Genomic DNA, 17,864 nt, shown 5'->3' on the forward strand with positions numbered 1-17,864 from the left:
TCGGCAGGACACCAGACGCCTGCCGGGTTGTCCGCACTGTCATCCCTTGCCTGGCGTTTCTCCGGCCATCTACCGTGGCAGCGCGGTGACTTCGGGCACGCCTGTCGCACAGGCGATCCATCACTTTCGGGTCTGTCGGGTCGCTGCGTCGACCTTCCGGCAGCGGCATGGACGGGCATTCCCGTTCGACAGAGGAAGGAAATTGCTGGAAATGGAATCTTCGCCGAAGGTGATCAACCAGCGGGACGGACAGGACGGGACGCCAGAAACCGAGGCCGCGTCCAGCGGGGTGCCGGAATCGCTCGTGAGGGAAGTCTCGGCACTGTGGGCGGCACACTTCGGCGACCGTGAAGTCGGCCCCGAGGACGACTTCTTCGTGCTCGGCGGGAATTCGCTCACCGGAATCAAAATCATCGAGCAGGTGGCGCGGGACTACGGCGTCCAGCTGTCCGTGCGCGACTTCTACCTGGCACAGACCCCCACCCGGGTCGCCGAACTGATCGAGCAGGGGAGGACCAGGACGTGAGGCTGACGCCCGGTCCCGCACGCGACGTCGACCTCGACACCCTCGACCTGTTCGACCTGGACCTGTACACAACGGGCGATCCGCACCCGGTCTGGGACGTGATGCGGGCGAAGGCACCGCTGCACCACCAAGTCCTGCCCGACGGGCGGGAGTTCTGGTCGGTGACCCGCCACGAGGACGTCTGCCGCGTGCTCGGCGACCACCGCGAGTTCACCTCCGAACGCGGCACCACACCCACCCACGTCGGGATCGACGACCCCGCGGCGGGCAGGCTGCTGACCTCCACCGACCCGCCCCGGCACACCGAGGTCCGCCGGCCCCTCGGCTCCAAGCTCACCGCCCGGGCGGTGAAGTCCTGGGAGGACTCGATCCGCGGGACGATCCGGCGCTTCCTCCAGCCGGCCCTCGACGGTGACACCTTCGACCTCGCCGAAGCGGCGCTGCTCCTCCCCGCGATGGTCACCGGCCCGCTCCTCGGCATCCCCGCCAAGGACTGGGAGGAACTCGTCCAGCTCACCGCGATGGTGACCGCTCCCTCGGACCCGCACTTCATGGTCGGCCACGAGGCCGCCACGCTGGCCATCTCCCACCACGAACTGGTCAACTACGTCACCGAGTGGGTCAAGCGGCGCCGCGCGGCCGGCGGCGAGGACGACACCCTGCTCGCCCACCTCATGAGCGTCAGCGCGGGCGGCGCACCGCTGAGCGACGAGGAGATCGCCCTCGACGGCTACAGCATCCTGCTGGGCGCCAACGTCACCACACCGCACACCGTCTCGGGCACCGTGCAGGCCCTCATCGAGCGGCCCGAGCAGTTCGAGAAGGCGCAGGCGGACCCGACGCTGATCCCGAACCTGGTCGAGGAAGGGCTGCGCTGGACATCGGCCGCCTGCAACTTCATGCGCTACGCGGTGGACGACATCCCCATCGCGGGCGGCACGATCCCGGCCCGCGCGGCGGTCGTCGCGTGGATCGGCTCGGCCAACCGCGACGCGTCCCTGTTCCCCGACCCGCACACCTTCGACATCACCCGCCCCAACGCCAAACGCCACGTCGCGTTCGGGTTCGGACCGCACTTCTGCATCGGCGCACCGCTGGCCCGGCTGACCCTGCGGATCTTCTTCGAGGAGCTGCTGCAGCGGTGCGGACCGATCGAGCTCGCCGGCGAACCGCAGCACCTGCGGTCGTACTTCATCGCCGGGATGACCCACCTCCCCGTCGTCGCGCAGAAACGAAAGACGCCATGACAACCGGCTCCGCCGTCGCCCTGTCGCCGTGGTTCGTCCGGCCGCCCACCGACCACCCGGCCCGGCTCTTCTGCTTCCCCTTCTCCGGATCGGGCGCCTCCGCCTTCAGCGCCTGGCCGGCCGCGCTCGAGGACATCGAGGTCTGCCCGGTGCAGTTCCCCGGCCGCGAGAACCGGCTCGGCCACCCCCACTACGGCACCTACGAGAACCTCGCCGCCGGCCTGATCGAACCCCTGACACCGCTGCTCGACCGGCCGTTCGCGTTCTTCGCGCACTGCGCGGGCGCACTGCCCGCCTACGAGACCGTGCTCAGGCTCGCCGAAGCCCAACTGCCCACACCGGACTGCCTGTTCGTCTCCGGCCAGCCGGCCCCGCACGACGCCTCACGCGACCGGATGCTCACCATGACCGAGTCCGAACTGCGCGACGAGGTCGAGGCGTTCGTCCGCGGCCGGGGCATCGAGCCGCGCCCCGACATGCTCGACCTGGGCCTCATGGTCCTGGCGCGCGACCACGCCGCCGCCAAGAAATACCGGCGCGAGACGCCCACCACGGTGGACTGCCCCATCGTCGTCGTGCACTGGCGCGACGACCAGGACATGACCCTGGCCGATCTCCAGGGCTGGCGCCGCTACGCCGACTCCGTCGAGTTCCGGGTGGTCGGCGGCGGCCACTACGACTTCATGAACGCGCCGGACGAGCTGTCGAAGCTGCTGACCCGTTGGCTGTGAGCGCCGTGCAGCCGCTCGTGGCCGTGAGCGCCCCGGCGCCGCGCGTGCCCGCCGTACACCGAAGGAACCGGAAGGAACACTCATGAGTGGCGCAGCCACCGATATTGCCGTGATCGGGATGTCGTGCCGCTTCCCCGGTGTGCACGGCGTGGACCAGTTCTGGGACCTGCTGCACCAGGGACGGTCGACCATCGGCACCTTCCCCGCGCAGCGGGCCGCCGACGCACAGTCCACCTACCGGTCCCACCCGGACGCCGCCACCTTGGACTCGGGCTCGTTCCTCGAGACCGTCGACGGCTTCGACGCCGCCTTCTTCGACATCTCGCCCGGGGAAGCCGCAGCCATGGACCCCGTGCAGCGGCTGGGCCTCGAACTCGCCTGGGAGGCCGTCGAGGACGCCCGCCTCCCGGCCGCGGCCCTGGCCGGCCGCGAGGTCGACGTCGTGGTCGGCGCCGGGCCCTCCGGCTACGAACTGCTGCGCAAGCTGTCCGGCAGCGACAGGGACGACCGCTACGCCGCGCTCGGCTCCAGCGGCGCGCTGATCGCCAACCGGATCTCGCACCTGTTCGACGTCCGCGGCATGAGCCTGTGCGCGGACTCGGGCCAGTCCTCCTCCCTGGTGTCGCTGGCGCTGACCTGCGAGCGGATCGGCGGCGGCGCGGTGGACATGGCGATCGCCGGAGGCGTGCACCTGATCGTCGACCCCGAGGCCGGAGCAGGCCTGGCGAACCTGGGCGCGCTCTCGCCCGACGGCCGCTGCTTCCCCTTCGACGCACGGGCCAACGGCTTCACCCGCGGCGAGGGCGGCGCGTTCGTCGTCCTGAAACGGCTCGACCTCGCCGTCGCCGACGGCGACCCCATCCACGCGGTGGTGCGCGGCTGGGGCGTGAACAGCGGCGGCGCCTCCTCCCGGATACCGGACCCCAGCCCCGCCGGGCAGGCCTCGGCCGTGCTGTCCGCCGTGCGCCGCGCGGGCGTCGCGTTCGAGGACGTCGACTACGTCGAGGCCCACGGCACCGGTACCCGGCTCGGCGACCCGGCCGAACTGTCGGGCCTGCGGGAGGTGTTCCGCGCGAGCGGCCGCAGCCGCCGGCTCGCCGTCGGCTCGGTGAAGGCCAACGTCGGCCACCTGGAGCCGGCCGCGGGCATCGTCGGCTTCGTGAAGGCCGCGCTGTGCGTGGAGCGCGCCCACCTGGTCCCCACCCCGAACTTCACCACCCCCAACCCCGCCGTCCCCGGCTTCCACGACGACTTCGAGGTGCTGCGCGCCGCGCGGCCCTGGCCGGGCGAACCCGGCCGGCCGCGCCGGGCAGGGGTGTCCTCGATCGGCATGGGCGGCACCAACGCCCACGTCATCCTCGAACAGGCCCCCGCCCCTCGGGCCGGACAGCCCGCCGCCGGCGGGAACGGGACCGCGGCGATCGTCACCGAGACGGTGCCCTGGGTGCTGTCGGCCCGCTCGGAGCAGGCCCTGCGGCAGCAGGCCGCGCGGCTGCACGACCTCGTGAGCGCCGACGCGTCGCTGCCGGCGGCCCGGATCGGGCACTCCCTGATCGCGACCCGGTCGCTCTTCGAGCACCGCGCCGTCGTCCTGGCCGACGACCGCGACGAGGCCCTGGCCGGCCTCGACCTGGTGGCGGCCGGCAGCGCCGGGACCCGGGCCGTGCGCGGCACCGCCGGCCTGCCCGCGGGCCCGGTCGTGTTCGTCTTCCCCGGCCAGGGCTCGCAGTGGCTGGGCATGGGCCGGCAGCTCTACGCCGAGTCCGAGGTGTTCGCCCGCTCCATCGACGCCTGCGCCGCGGCGCTGGAGCCGTGGCTCGACTGGTCCCTGCTGGACCTGGTCACCGAGACGGAGTCGGCACCGTCACTGGAGCGCGGGGACGCCGTCGTCCAGCCCGCACTCTTCGCGATGATGGTCTCCCTCGCCGCACTGTGGCGCTCCCTGGGAGTGACCCCCGACGTGGTGGTGGGGCACTCGCAGGGAGAGATCGCCGCGGCCTGCGCGGCCGGCGCGCTCTCCCTGAAGGACGCGGCGCGCGTCGTCGCCCTGCGCAGCCAGGCACTGACCGCGCTGGCCGGCCTGGGCGGCCTGCACGCCGTCGCCGCACCCCTGGCCCGGGTCGAGGAGCGGGTGCGGCGATGGCCCGGGCGGCTGTCGGTGGCCGCCGTCAACGGACCGGCCTCCGTGGTGATCGCCGGAGACCTCCCGGCCCTTGAGGAGTTCACCGCGCAGGCCACCGAGGACGGCGTCCGGGTCCGCCCCATCAAGGTCAAGTACGCCTCCCACTCCCACCACGTCGAACGCATCCGCGACCAGGTCCTCGAGGCCGCCGCCGGGATCACCCCGCAGGAGACGGAGGTGGAGTTCCACTCCACCGTCACCGCCGCACCCCTCGACACCCGCAGGCTCGACGCCTCGTACTGGTACGACAACCTGCGCTCGACCGTGCGCTTCGGCGAGGTCGTCGAGAACCTGATGCGCGAACGCGGCGGCGTGTACGTGGAGATCAGCCCGCACCCCGTGCTCCAGGTGGCGATGGAGGAGGCCGCCGACGCACTGGCCGCCCCGCCCCCGGTGGTGGGCACTCTCAGCAGGCACGACGGGAGCGCGGCCAAGGTCCTGGCGTCGCTGGCCGAACTGCACGTGCGCGGCGTGCCGGTGGACTGGACGGCGGTGTTCGCCCCCGGCAGGCCGCACCGGATCGGCCTGCCGGCCTACCCCTTCCAGCGCCGGCGCCACTGGCTGACCGCCTCCGACGGCACCGACACCCCCGCCGCACCGGCGGACAGCCGGGGCACACGCCCGGCGGGCCCGGACTCGCCGTCGGCTGCCCGCGCCCTCGTGTGCGCCCAGACGGCCCACCTCCTCGCCGCCAAGGGCGTGGAGCTGACGCCCGCCGATCTCGAGGCGCGGGCGGCAGAGACCTTCAAGGCCCTGGGCTTCGACTCCTCGATGGCGGTGGAGCTGCGCAACCGGCTCAACGCGGCGGCCGCGGTGCGGCTCCCGGCCACCGCCGCGTTCAGCCACCCCACCCCGCAAGCGCTCGCCGACCACCTCTTCTCCCTCCTGGAGCCGCCGGCCCCCGAGGCCGCGGAGCCGGTGGCCGCCCGGCCGGTGGAGGAACAAGCCCCGGACGGCCGCAGTGACGACGATCTCTACGCCCTGATCGACCGCGGATACCTGTAGCCGCACCCGTTCTTCCAATCAACCGTTGAGGGAGGCCCCTGGTGGAGGAAGTCGACAAACTCCGCTCCTACTTGCGACGTGCCGTCGGTGACGCGCAGGAACTGCGCGAGCGGGTGCGCGAGCTGGAGGAGTCCGCGCGCGAGCCCATCGCCGTCGTGGGTGTGGGGTGTCGCTTCCCGGGCGGGGTGACCTCCCCCGAGGAACTGTGGGGAGTCGTCTCCGGCGAAGTGGACGCCATGGGCGACTTCCCCCAGGACCGCGGCTGGGACCTGGAGGCCCTCTACGACCCCGACCCCCAGGCGCACGGCAGGACGTACACCCGCACCGGCGGCTTCCTGCCCCGACTCGCGGACTTCGACGCGGAGTTCTTCGGCATCAGCCCGCGCGAGGCGCTGGCGATGGACCCCCAGCAGCGGCTGATGCTGGAGACCTCGTGGGAGGCCCTGGAGCGGGCGGGCATCGACCCGGCGGCGCTGCGGGGCTCGGCGACCGGCGTGTTCACCGGCCTCTACGGCGTCGACTACGGCCCCAGGATCGGCGGCGGCGCGGCCGGCGAGGTGGAGGGCTTCCAGATCACCGGCACCTACCTCAGCGTGGCCTCGGGCCGCGTGGCCTACGTGCTGGGCCTCCAGGGCCCGGCGGTGTCGACCGACACCGCCTGCTCCGCCTCGCTCGTCGCCGTCCACCAGGCCGTACGGTCCCTGCGCTCGGGGGAGTGCACGCTGGCGCTGGCCGGCGGGGTCTCGACGCTGCCGACCCCGGGGATGTTCGTGGAACTCGCCCGGCAGCGGGGCCTGTCGGCGGACGGCCGGTGCAAGGCGTTCGCCGACGCGGCCGACGGCACCGGCTTCTCCGAGGGCGCGGGCGTCCTGGTCCTGGAGCGGCTCTGCGACGCGCGCCGCAACGGCCGCCGGATCTGGGCGGTGATCCGCGGCTCGGCGATCAACCAGGACGGCGCGTCCAACGGCCTGACCGCACCGAACACACTGGCCCAGCGGCGGGTCATCCGGGCCGCCCTGGCCGATGCCGGGCTGTCGTCCGGCGACGTGGACGCGGTGGAGGCGCACGGCACCGGCACCCGGCTCGGCGACCCCATGGAGGCAGAAGCCCTGCTGGCCACCTACGGCCAGGACCGTGACGCCCGACAGCCTTTGTGGCTGGGGTCGTTGAAGTCGAACATCGGACACACCCAGGCGGCCGCCGGCATCGGCGGCACCATCAAGATGATCATGGCGATGCGGCACGGGCTGCTGCCCCGGACGCTGCACGTGGACCGCCCCTCGACACACGTCGACTGGTCGCAGGGCGCGGTGGAGCTGCTGACCGAGGCCCGGGAATGGACCACGGCAAAGGACCGGCCCCGGCGCGCGGGCATCTCGTCCTTCGGCATCAGCGGCACCAACGCCCACCTGATCCTCGAACAGGCCCCCACCGAAGCCGAGTTGCCCCCGACTCCGGCAGATGACGCCGCACGGCCCGCCACCGGCGCGCCGCAGGCGGTGCCGTGGGTGCTGTCGGCGCGGTCGGAGCAGGCGCTGCGCGCGCAGGCGGCGCGGCTGCGCGACAGCGTCGCCGCGGACGCCGGCGCGACGGCCGCGGGCGTGGGACAGGCGCTGGTGACGACCCGGTCGCTGTTCGAGCACCGCCAGGTCGTCATCGGCGCCGGCCGGGACGAACTCCTCGCCCGCCTCGCCGCCGTCGCCGCGGGGGAGGAGCCCGCCTGCGGCGCGGTGTCCGCGGTGGCGAGGCCGGTCGGCAAGACGGTCTTCGTCTTCCCCGGCCAGGGCGCCCAGTGGATCGCGATGGGCCGCGAACTCATGGAGACCTCCCCGGTCTTCGCCGACGAACTGCGCGCCTGCGCCAAGGCGCTGGAGCCATGGGTGTCCTGGTCACTGATCGACACCGTGTGCGGCGGACCGGACTCGGCGGACCTGGAGGACATCGACGTCGTCCAGCCGGTGCTCTTCGCGGTGATGGTCGCGCTCGCGCAGGTGTGGCGCTCGCTGGGGGTGAGCCCCGACGTGGTCATCGGCCACTCCCAGGGCGAGATCGCCGCCGCCCATGTCGCCGGCGCCCTGACCCTGCAGGACGCCGCCAAGATCGTCGCCCTGCGCTCCCGCCTCCTGGCCACCGTCACCGGACAGGGCAGCATGGCCGGCATCCTGCTGCCCCAGGAGCGCGTGCACGAACTCCTCGCGGGCCAGGAGTCCCGCATCGGCATCGCCGCCGTGAACGGACCGAGCTCCACGACGGTCTCCGGCGAGAGCGAGGCGGTCGAGAAACTGGTCGCCGCCTGCCAGGCCGACGGCGTCCGCGCCCGGCTGATCAAGTCCAGCGTCCCCGGCCACTCACCGCTCATGGACCGCTTCGACGGCCGCCTCCAGCAGGAACTGGGCACCGTCACCCCCAGGACCACACCGGTGGCGATCTACTCCACCGTCACCGGCGACCTCATCGACCCCCTCCGGCTCGACACCGGCTACTGGTACCAGAACCTGCGCCGACCGGTGCAGTTCGCCACCGCCATGGGCCGCCTGGTCGAGCGGGAACGCAACAGCGCCGTCATCGAACTCAGCCCGCACCCGCTGCTCGTGATGACCATTCAGGAGATGTTCGACACCACCCCCGGCGCCACCGGGTTCGTGGTGGGCTCGCTGCGCCGCGACGAGGGCGGCCTCGCCCGGCTCTACCGGTCGGCCGCCGAAGCCTTCGTCCTTGGCCTCGCCGTGTCGTGGGAGACGGCCTTCGACGGCGCGGACGGCCCGGGGACCGAACTGCCCACGTACGCCTTCCAGCGCCGGCGCTACTGGCTGAACACCCCCGCCGAGACCACCGCCGCGAGCACCTGCGACCACCCGCTGCTCGACGCCGTGATCGACCTGCCCGACGACACCGGCCGCGGGGCAGTGGCGGGCAGCGGACGCCTGTCACTGGAGCGCCACCCCTGGCTCGCCGACCACCTCGTCCACGGCGCCGTCCTGGTGCCCTGGGCCGCACTGGCGGAACTGGCCGTGTGGGCGGCGCACCGCACGGGCCGCGACACCGTCGACGAACTCACCCTGCACACCCCGCTGGTGCTCTCCCGCACGGCCGAACGCGAGATCCGCGTCGTCGTCGACGGCAAGGGCGCCATCGGCGTGCACTCACGCGCCGACGGCGAGAACACGTGGACCCGCAACGCCACCGGGACCCTCGGATCCGGCACCGCACCCGCCCAGGAGAGCCTCACCGCATGGCCGCCCCCGGGCGCGACCGCCGTCCCCTTCGACGACGCATACACCAGGCTGGCCGCCCTCGGCTTCGGCCCCCTGCTGCGCGGCACCCGCGCGGTGTGGCGCACGGGCGACACCCTGTTCGCCGAGGTCGAACTGCCCGCGGCCGACGGCGCGGAGCAGGGCCGCTTCCGCATCCACCCGGCACTGCTGACCGCCGCGCTGCTCCCGGCCGGCCTGGACCCCTTCACCGACACCTCCCGGCCCGAGGGCCGACTGCCCTTCCACTGCACCGGACTGCGCCTCGACGCCGGCCGGCCCGCCACCCTGCGCGTGCGGCTCTCCCCCGCGGGGGAGAACACGCTGTCCGTGACCCTCGCGGACGGCAGCGGGACACCGCTCGGCTCCGTCGCCTCGCTGAGCCTGCGCCCGGTGGACGCCGAGGAGCTGACCGCGCTGAGCTTCGACCACCAGGACGCGCTGTTCCAGGTGGACTGGGCCCCCCTCGCCGTTCCCCCGGGCAGCCGGCGGACCGGTACCCGGTGCTGGGAGCCGCCCCCGGCACGCAGGCAACGGACGGGCCCGCCTTCACCGGCCCCGCCGAACTCGCCGCGTCCGGCGCGGAGATACCCCCCCTCGTCATCGCCCGCCTCGACGATGACGGCACCGCCGGCGGAGACACCCCCGCCCTGGCCGAACAGCGCCTGCACCGGGTACTGCGCTGGACCAAGGACTGGCTCGCCGACGAACGGTTCTCCGCCTCCCGCCTGGTCCTCGTGACACAAGACGCCTTCCACGACGACCACGTCGCCCACCCCGATCCCGCGGCGGCCGCCGTCTGGGGCTTCGTACGCACCGCGCAGACCGAGAACCCGCAGCGCTTCACGCTCGTGGACACCGACGGCCGGCCCGAGTCCTTCGCCCTGGTGGCGGCGGCCGCCGCCACCGGCGAAGCCCAGCTCAAGATCCGGGCCGGCCACGCGAGCACCCCCCACCTGGCCCACGCGGCCCCCGCACCCCGCGACGCAGCACCACGAGCGGCTCCGCTCGGCTCCGGTACGGTGCTGATCACCGGCGGCACCAGCGGCCTCGGCGCGATCCTGGCCCGGCACCTGGTCGAGCGGCACGGCGTGCGCCGGCTGGTGCTGACCAGCAGGCGCGGCCCGGCGGCCCCCGCGGCGGCGGCCCTGAGCGAGGAACTGACCGCGGCCGGCGCCCACGTCCAGATCGCGGCCTGCGACGTCACCAGCCGCGACGCCGTCGCCGAACTGATCGCCGCCGTGCCCACCGAGCACCCGCTGACGGCGGTGATCCACTGCGCCGGCGTCCTGGACGACGGCGTCGTCCAGACCCTGACCGAGGACCGCCTCGATGCGGTCCTCGCGCCGAAGGTGCGCGGCGCCTGGCACCTGCACGAACTGACCGAGCACCTGGACCTGTCCGCGTTCGTGCTGTTCTCCTCGATCGCCGGCGTGCTCGGCACACCCGGACAGGCCAACTACGCGGCGGCCAACGCCTTCCTCGACGGCCTCGCCGAGGCCCGCCGCAGCCGCGAACTGGCCGCCGGCGCACTGTGCTGGGGCTTCTGGGCCGAACGCAGCGACATGAGCGCCGACATCAGCGAAGCCGACGTCCGGCGCCTGCAGCGCCGCGGCGTGCGCCCGCTGTCCTCGCAGGAGGGACTCGCGCTCTTCGACGCAGCCCTGGCGGCCGACGCACCGGTACTCGTGCCGGCACTGCTGAACCTGCAGGCGAGCGGCAGCGCGCAGACGGCCTCCCCGCTGCTGCGCACCCTCGCCCGGACCTCCACCGGACCCGGCGGATCCGCGGGCCCGGAGACCACCGACGTGCCCCTCGAACAGCAACTGAGGTCGCTGCCGGCAGACGAGGCACAGACCCTCCTGCTGGACGCCGTACGGACGCAGACCGCGCTCGTCCTCGGTCACGCCGACACCGGGCGGGTCGCTCCCGCGGTGACGTTCAAGACGCTGGGGATCGATTCGCTCACGGCACTGGAGCTGCGCAACAAGCTGGCGGCGGTGACCGGCCTGAAGCTGCCCGCCACCCTCGTGTTCGACCACCCGACCCCCACCGCCGTCGCCCACTTCCTGGGCACACGCATCACCCCGGACCCCGGCGCCGGGCAGCAGTCCCCGGCCGATCACCTGGCCCAGGAGATCGAGCACCTGGGCGCCCGGCTCGAGGACGCGTTCCGCACGCTCGCGGAGCAGGACCGGGCCACGATTTCCACTCTGCTCGGCGAGCTGCAGGGCCGAGTCCGTTCGATGGCGGGCGACGACGGGTCACCGCTCGCCATCGTCGACCAGATCGGTGCGGCCTCGGCGGGAGAACTCCTCGCGCTGCTGGACAAAGAGCTCGGCTAGGGGAAAGCGATGACAAACGACAACAACGCCGAGGTTCTCGACTACCTCAAACGGACGTCGATCGAGCTGATCGAGACGCGCAGGCGCCTTCAGGAGCTGACGGACGCCGCCGCCGAACCCATCGCGATCGTGGGCGTCGCCTGCCGCTACCCGGGCGGGGTGGCGTCCCCCGAGGAACTGTGGGAGCTGGTGCGACAGGGCGCGGACGTCGTGGACGACTTCCCCGACGACCGCAACTGGGACCTGGAGAACTTCTACGACCCGGACCCGGACCACCCCGGCACCTGCTACACCCGCAAGGGCGGATTCCTCCACGACGCCGGTGACTTCGACGCCGACTTCTTCGGGATCAACCCGCGCGAGGCCCTGTCCGCCGACCCGCAGCAGCGCCTGCTGCTGGAAGCATCGTGGGAGTGCGTGGAGCGGGCCGGCATCGACCCCGAGTCCCTGCGCGGCAGCGACACCGGAGTGTTCGCCGGACTCGCCTACTTCGGCTACGGCAACCACTTCGCCACCCCGGAAGCCATCTCGGGCTACGCGCAGCTCGGTTCCCTGCTGAGCGTGGCGTCCGGGCGGGTGTCGTACGCGCTGGGCCTGGAGGGCCCGGCCATCTCCACGGACACCGCGTGCTCGTCCTCGCTGGTCGCGGTGCACCAGGCGGTGCAGTCGCTGCGGCAGGGCGAGTGCACACTGGCCCTGGCCGGCGGGGTCACCGTCGTCGGGATGCCTCAGGTGTTCCGGGAGATGTCCAGGCAGCGGGGCCTGTCGGTGGACGGCCGGTGCAAGGCGTTCGCGGACGCGGCGGACGGCACCGGCTTCTCCGAGGGCGTCGGCATGCTCGCCCTGGAGCGGCTCTGCGACGCGCGCCGCAACGGGCACCGGATCTGGGCGGTGATCCGCGGCTCGGCCATCAACCAGGACGGTGCGTCCAACGGCCTGACCGCGCCCAGCGGTCCCGCGCAGCAGCGCGTCATCCGGGCCGCGCTGGCCAACGCCCGGCTCCAGGCCGGCGACATCGACGCGATCGAGGCGCACGGCACCGGCACCACGCTCGGCGACCCCATCGAGGCGGGCGCCCTGCTCGCCACCTACGGCCAGGACCGCGATGCCCAGGACCCGCTGTGGCTGGGGTCGCTGAAGTCGAACATCGGGCACACCCAGGCCGCCGCCGGCGTCGGCGGCATCATCAAGATGATCATGGCGATGCGGCACGGGCTGCTGCCCCGGACGCTGCACGTCGACCGCCCCTCGACACACATCGACTGGTCGGCCGGAGCCGTGGAGCTGCTGACCGAGGCCCGCCGGTGGACCACGGCGGACGGCCGGCCCCGGCGGGCGGGCGTCTCCGCGTTCGGGGCCAGCGGCACCAACGCGCACGTGATCCTGGAGCAGGCGCCCGAGGAGGAAGAGGACGACCAGGACCCCCTGCCCCACTGCACGAGCGACCCGGTGCCCTGGGTGCTGTCGGCGCGCTCCGAGCAGGCCCTGCGCGAACAGGCCGCGCGGCTGCGCGACTTCGCCGCCGCCGACGCGGACCTGGACCTCCTGGACGCCGGCTGGTCGCTGGTGTCGAGCCGCACCCGCTTCGAGCACCGCGCGGTGGTCCTCGGCCACGACCGGGACGAACTGCTGAGCGCGCTCGACGCACTGAGCCAGGGCAAGGACTCGGCCGCCCTCGTGCGCGGCACGGCCGGCGAACCCGGCAGCCCGGTCTACCTGTTCCCCGGACAGGGCTCCCCGTGGGCAGGCACCGCAAGGCAGCTGTACGACACCTACCCCGCCTTCGCGCAGAGCCTCGACGAGATCTGCGCGCGCTTCGACGCTCACCTGCCCTACCAGCTCAAACCCGTACTGCTGGCCGACGAGCCCGCCGGCCGCGAACGCACGGACATCGCCCAGCCCGCCCTGTTCACCCTCCAGGTCAGCCTCTACCGGCTCCTGGCCCGGTACGCCCCGCGGCCCGCCCGGCTCATCGGCCACTCCGTCGGCGAGATCGCCGCCGCCCATGTCTCCGGCGTCCTCGACCTGGACACCGCGACCCGGCTCGTCGCCGCCCGCGGACGCACCATGCAGACCGTCACCGAACCCGGCGCCATGCTCGCCGTCCGCGCCTCACCCACACACGTGAACACCCTCCTGGACGCCTACGACCGCGTCGGCGTCGCCGCGGTCAACGGCCCCGAGTCCGTGGTCGTCTCCGGCCTGCGCGAGCAGGTCCACGCCCTGCGCGACCGGCTCGCCGCCGACGGCGTCTCGGCGAAACTCCTCCCGGTCGACCACGCCTTCCACTCCCCGCTGATGGACCCGGTCCTCGACGAGTTCGCGGCGGCGCTCGGCGAACTCCTCCCCGGCGAGATGACGATCCCCATCGTCTCCACCCGGCTGGGCCGCGAGGCCACGCTCCAGGAACTGACGTCCGCCCGCTACTGGGTCGACCACGTCCGCGACCCCGTGCGCTTCTGGGACGCGGTGCAGTGCGCCCGCGCCGCCGGCGCGGGCGCCTTCGTGGAGGTGGGACCGGGAGCGACGCTCACGAGCATCACCAAGGAGGCCCTCGCCGGCGAGGGCGTGCACGACGTACTGGTCGTACCGGCGTCGCGGCGCGACCGCACCGCCCCGCAGGCACTGCTCGGCGCACTGGCCCACCTGCACGTCGCCGGTGCCCCGGTGGACTTCGGCGCCCTGTTCGGCCCGCGCCGCAGGGTGGACCTGCCGACCTACGCCTTCCAACGGCAGCGCTACTGGCTGGACTTCCTCGCCGGAACGCAGACCACCGACGTCACCTCCGCTGGCCTCCTGGCCCCCGGACACCCCCTGCTCGGCGCCGTGGTGGAGCACCCCGGCACCGGCGAGAGGGTCTTCACCGACCTGTGGTCCCAGCGCACCCACGGCTGGCTGGGCGACCACACCGTGTTCGGCGCCGTCGTCGTCCCCGCGACGGCCTACCTGGACCTGGCACTGTCGGCCGGCGGCCACGTCGGATGCGGCACCGTCGAGGAACTCACCCTGGCCGTCCCCCTGATCCTGCCCGACTCCGGCGACGTGCGCATACGCGTCGTCCTCGGCGCGGCCGACGACAGCGGACGCCGCTCCCTGGACGTGTACGCGCAACCCGGCCAGGACACCCCGGACCAAGGCGGCTGGACCCGCCACGCGAGCGGGAACCTGGCACCGGGCACCGCACCCGCGGCCACGGCGCAGCTCACCGCATGGCCACCGGCCGGGGCCAGGCAGCTCGACATCAGCAACCTCTACGACCGGTTCACGGACGCGGGATTCGACTACGGCCCCCTGTTCCGCGGCCTGCGGGAGGTCTGGCGGCACGGCGAGGACCTCTACGCCCTCGCCACCCTCCCCGACACCGCCGACCCCACGGCCGGCGGCGCCTTCGCCCTGCACCCGGCCCTGCTCGACACCGTCCTGCACGCGTCCGTCGCCGGCGGCGTCATCGAGGTCACCGGCGAACAGGGCCGCATGCCCTTCGCCTGGTCAGGCGTGGACCTGACCGGGCCCTGCACACCGACCGTCAGGGTCCGCCTGTCCCCGGCCGGCGAGGACACCGTGTCGCTGGCGATCGCCGACGAGCACGGCCGCCCGGTCGCCTCCGTCGCGGCACTGGCCTTCCGCCCCGCCAACGCCGGACAGGTCCGCTCCGCACCCGGCGGACAGGAACGGCCGCTGTACGAACTGCGGTGGCGCCCGCTCAAGGACAGCAGGCGCGAGACCCACCAAGAACGATGGGCCCTCCTGGGCACACCCGGCGCTCTCGCCGCCCGGCTCACCGGCACGAGCGAGCGCCGTCCCGCCTTCCACGCGTCGGTGGACGAGGTCCTCGCCGGGGAGGCACCCCGCCACGTCGTCCTGGCCCTGGACGACGTCCTCACCCACGGCCCCGGACTGCTCGACACCGTCGCCGACGCGAACAAGCGGGTCCTGGAACAGGTCCAGCGCTTCCTCGGCGAACAAGCCCTCGCCGCCTCCACCCTGGTGGTCCTCACCCGCCTGGCCCTGGACACCCAAAACGGCGAGCGCCTCGAAAGCCTGCCCGGCGCGTCCGTATGGGGCCTGATCCGCTCCGCCCTCACCGAACACCCCGGCAGATTCCGGCTGGTGGACATCGACGACGCGGACACCTCCTGGGCCCGCCTGCCCGACGTACTCGCCCTGGACGAGGACCAACTGGCCCTGCGCGAGGGGACCTTGCTGATCCCGCGGCTGGCAGCGGCCGAGCCCGCCGGCCACCGCATCGAACCCGCGCCGGCCGGAGCCCACCGTCTGGGCATCGAGACCAGGGGCACGCTGGAGAACCTGACCTGGATCCCCTGCCCCGAGGCGGAAGCACCCCTGGCACAGGGCCAGGTCCGCATCGCCGTGAAGGCCGCCGGCCTCAACTTCCGCGACGTCACCATCGCCCTGGGCCTGGTGGACCGCACCGCCATCGACGCCGGACTCGGCAGCGAGGGCGCCGGCACCGTCCTCGAAGTCGCCGACGACGTCACCGAGTTCACGCCCGGCGACCGCGTGACGGGCATCTTCGGCGGGGCCTTCGGCCGCACCGCCGTGGCCGACCACCGCATGCTCGCGCCCGTCCCCGACGGCTGGAGCTTCGCCCAGGCCGCATCCGTGCCGTGCACCTTCCTCACCGCCTACCACGGCCTCTTCCGCGTGGCGAACCTCCAGAAGGGACAGCGCGTCCTCATCCACGCCGCGGCCGGCGGCGTCGGCATGGCCGCCGTCCAGCTGGCCCGCCACGCAGGCGCCGAGATCTACGCCACCGCCGCCCCCGCCAAATGGCCCGCCCTGCGCGCCCTCGGAGTGGACGAGAGCCACCTGGCATCCTCCCGCGACCTGGACTTCGCCGAGAAGTTCCACCGCACCTCCGGCGGCCGCGGCGTGGACGTCGTCCTCAACTCCCTCGCCCACACCTTCGTCGACGCCTCACTGACCCTGCTCCCGCACGGCGGGCACTTCGTCGAGATGGGCAAGACCGACATCCGCGACCCCCGGCAGATCACGGCCGCCCACCCCGGAGTCGACTACCGGCCCTTCGACCTCTACGAGACGGGCCCCGAGGCGATCCAGGAGATGTTCCGGACCGTCCTGGACCTGTTCGCCGACGGGCACATAGACCTGCCCCCGCTCTCCCTGCGCGACATCCACGACGCACGCCAGGTGTTCCGCGAGATGAGCCAGGGCCGCCACATCGGCAAACTGGTCCTGGAAGTGGGCGACGGCCTCGGCGGCGGCACCGTGCTGCTCACCGGCGGCACCGGGGGAGTGGGCTCGCTCCTGGCCCGCCACCTCGTCGCCGAACACGGCGTACGGAGCCTGCTCCTGGCCAGCCGCAGCGGCCCCGCCGCCGACGGCGTCGCCGAACTGGTCGCCGACCTCGAAGGCGCCGGAGCGGCCGTACAGGTCGCGGCCCTGGACATCGCGGACCGGACCGCCGTCGCGGACCTGCTCACGCGCCTGCCCGGCCGCTACCCGCTGACCGCGGTCGTGCACGCGGCGGGAGCCCTCGCCGACGGCACCGTCGAGTCACTGACCGCACAGAGCGTCGATGACGTGCTGCGCGCCAAGGCCGGCGGCGCGATCAACCTCGACGAGCTGACCCGCGAGCACCCCCTGTCGGCGTTCATCGCGTTCTCCGCCCTCGCGGGCACGCTCGGCAACGCGGGACAGGCCAACTACGCCGCCGCCAACGCCTTCCTGGACGGCCTCGCGGCCCGGCGCAAGGCCTCCGGCCTGCCCGGCACCTCACTGGCCTGGGGCTGGTGGGAGCACAGCAGCGGCATGACCGGCGAGCTCGACGCCGCCGACCTCGCCCGGCTGCGCCGCACCGGCATCACCGCCATGCCGACCCCCGAGGCCCTGGCCCTGTTCGACACGGCCCGCGCCGACGGCAAGCCGGCCCTCGTCCCGGCCCACCTGGACCTCCCCGTACTGCGCGGCAAGAACGCCGAGGAGGTACCGCCGCTGCTGCGCGACCTCGTCGAGAACGGTCGCCCGCGCCGCACCAGGACCGGCACCGGCACCAGCCAGGAGAGCGGCCCGGCCCACCTGCCCGCCCGGCTGGCCGGCCTGCCGGGCGACCAGGCACGGGCAACGGTCCTGGAATGGGTCCGCGAACAGGTCGCCGTCGTCTTCGGACACACCTCCGGCGCGAGCGTCGACGTCGACGAGGCCTTCACCCGGCTCGGCTCCGACTCCCTGATCGCCGTCGAACTCTGCAACCGCCTGAACGCCTCCACCGGTCTTCGACTGCCGTCCACCATCGTCTTCAGCTACCCGACACCACGCGAACTGAGCGACCACATCAGCGACCTGCTGCGCCCGCCGGCGGACACCGGCATCCCCGAGGCCACCGAAGACGCGGCGATCCGGGAAGTGCTGCGGACCGTCTCCATCGACAGCCTGCGCAGCGCGGGCGTCCTCGACCTGGTCCTGGCCTGCGCCGAGACCCCCGGCGCGGGCGGCGCCGCCCTGGCCGCGGACGAGAGCACCGGCACGGACGAACTGTCGGACCTGGATCTCGAAGCACTGGTCGACCTGGCCCTGGATGACAAGAGGTGAATGG

The 17,864-nt window shown here is 73.4% G+C and carries 5 protein-coding genes and 1 pseudogene; all 6 read left to right on the plus strand.

Going from position 1 to position 17,864, the window contains the following annotated elements; genetic code table 11:
* Positions 1 to 211: 211 nt before the first annotated feature.
* The 6 genes and pseudogenes from OG780_RS43680 (at position 212) to OG780_RS43710 (ending at position 17,860) form a co-directional block, all read left to right on the plus strand.
* Positions 212 to 526: a phosphopantetheine-binding protein gene (locus OG780_RS43680; protein ID WP_328443590.1), complete on the plus strand. Its 315-nt coding sequence runs from the start codon at positions 212 to 214 to the stop codon at positions 524 to 526.
* Positions 523 to 1,773, plus strand: coding sequence for a cytochrome P450 (locus tag OG780_RS43685; RefSeq protein WP_328443589.1), 1,251 nt, complete (start codon positions 523 to 525; stop codon positions 1,771 to 1,773). The genes OG780_RS43680 and OG780_RS43685 overlap by 4 nt, the downstream gene beginning before the upstream one ends.
* Positions 1,770 to 2,504 carry a thioesterase II family protein gene (locus OG780_RS43690; protein ID WP_328443588.1) on the plus strand — a complete coding sequence of 245 codons (735 nt, stop codon included), beginning with the start codon at positions 1,770 to 1,772 and terminating at the stop codon, positions 2,502 to 2,504. Before OG780_RS43685 ends, OG780_RS43690 begins: the two co-directional genes overlap by 4 nt.
* Positions 2,505 to 2,586: 82 nt before the next feature.
* Entirely contained in the window at positions 2,587 to 5,691 is a 3,105-nt protein-coding gene (locus OG780_RS43695) for a type I polyketide synthase (RefSeq protein ID WP_328443587.1), read from the plus strand.
* 62 nt (positions 5,692 to 5,753) lie between these two features.
* Positions 5,754 to 11,287: pseudogene (locus tag OG780_RS43700) on the plus strand (type I polyketide synthase); the annotation flags it as partial.
* A gap of 9 nt (positions 11,288 to 11,296) precedes the next feature.
* Positions 11,297 to 17,860, plus strand: coding sequence for a type I polyketide synthase (locus OG780_RS43710; protein WP_328457793.1), 6,564 nt, complete (start codon positions 11,297 to 11,299; stop codon positions 17,858 to 17,860).
* The last annotated feature ends 4 nt before the right edge of the window (positions 17,861 to 17,864 follow it).

The sequence above is a fragment of the Streptomyces sp. NBC_00386 genome, from assembly GCF_036063235.1.
In the GTDB taxonomy this organism is placed as follows: domain Bacteria; phylum Actinomycetota; class Actinomycetes; order Streptomycetales; family Streptomycetaceae; genus Streptomyces.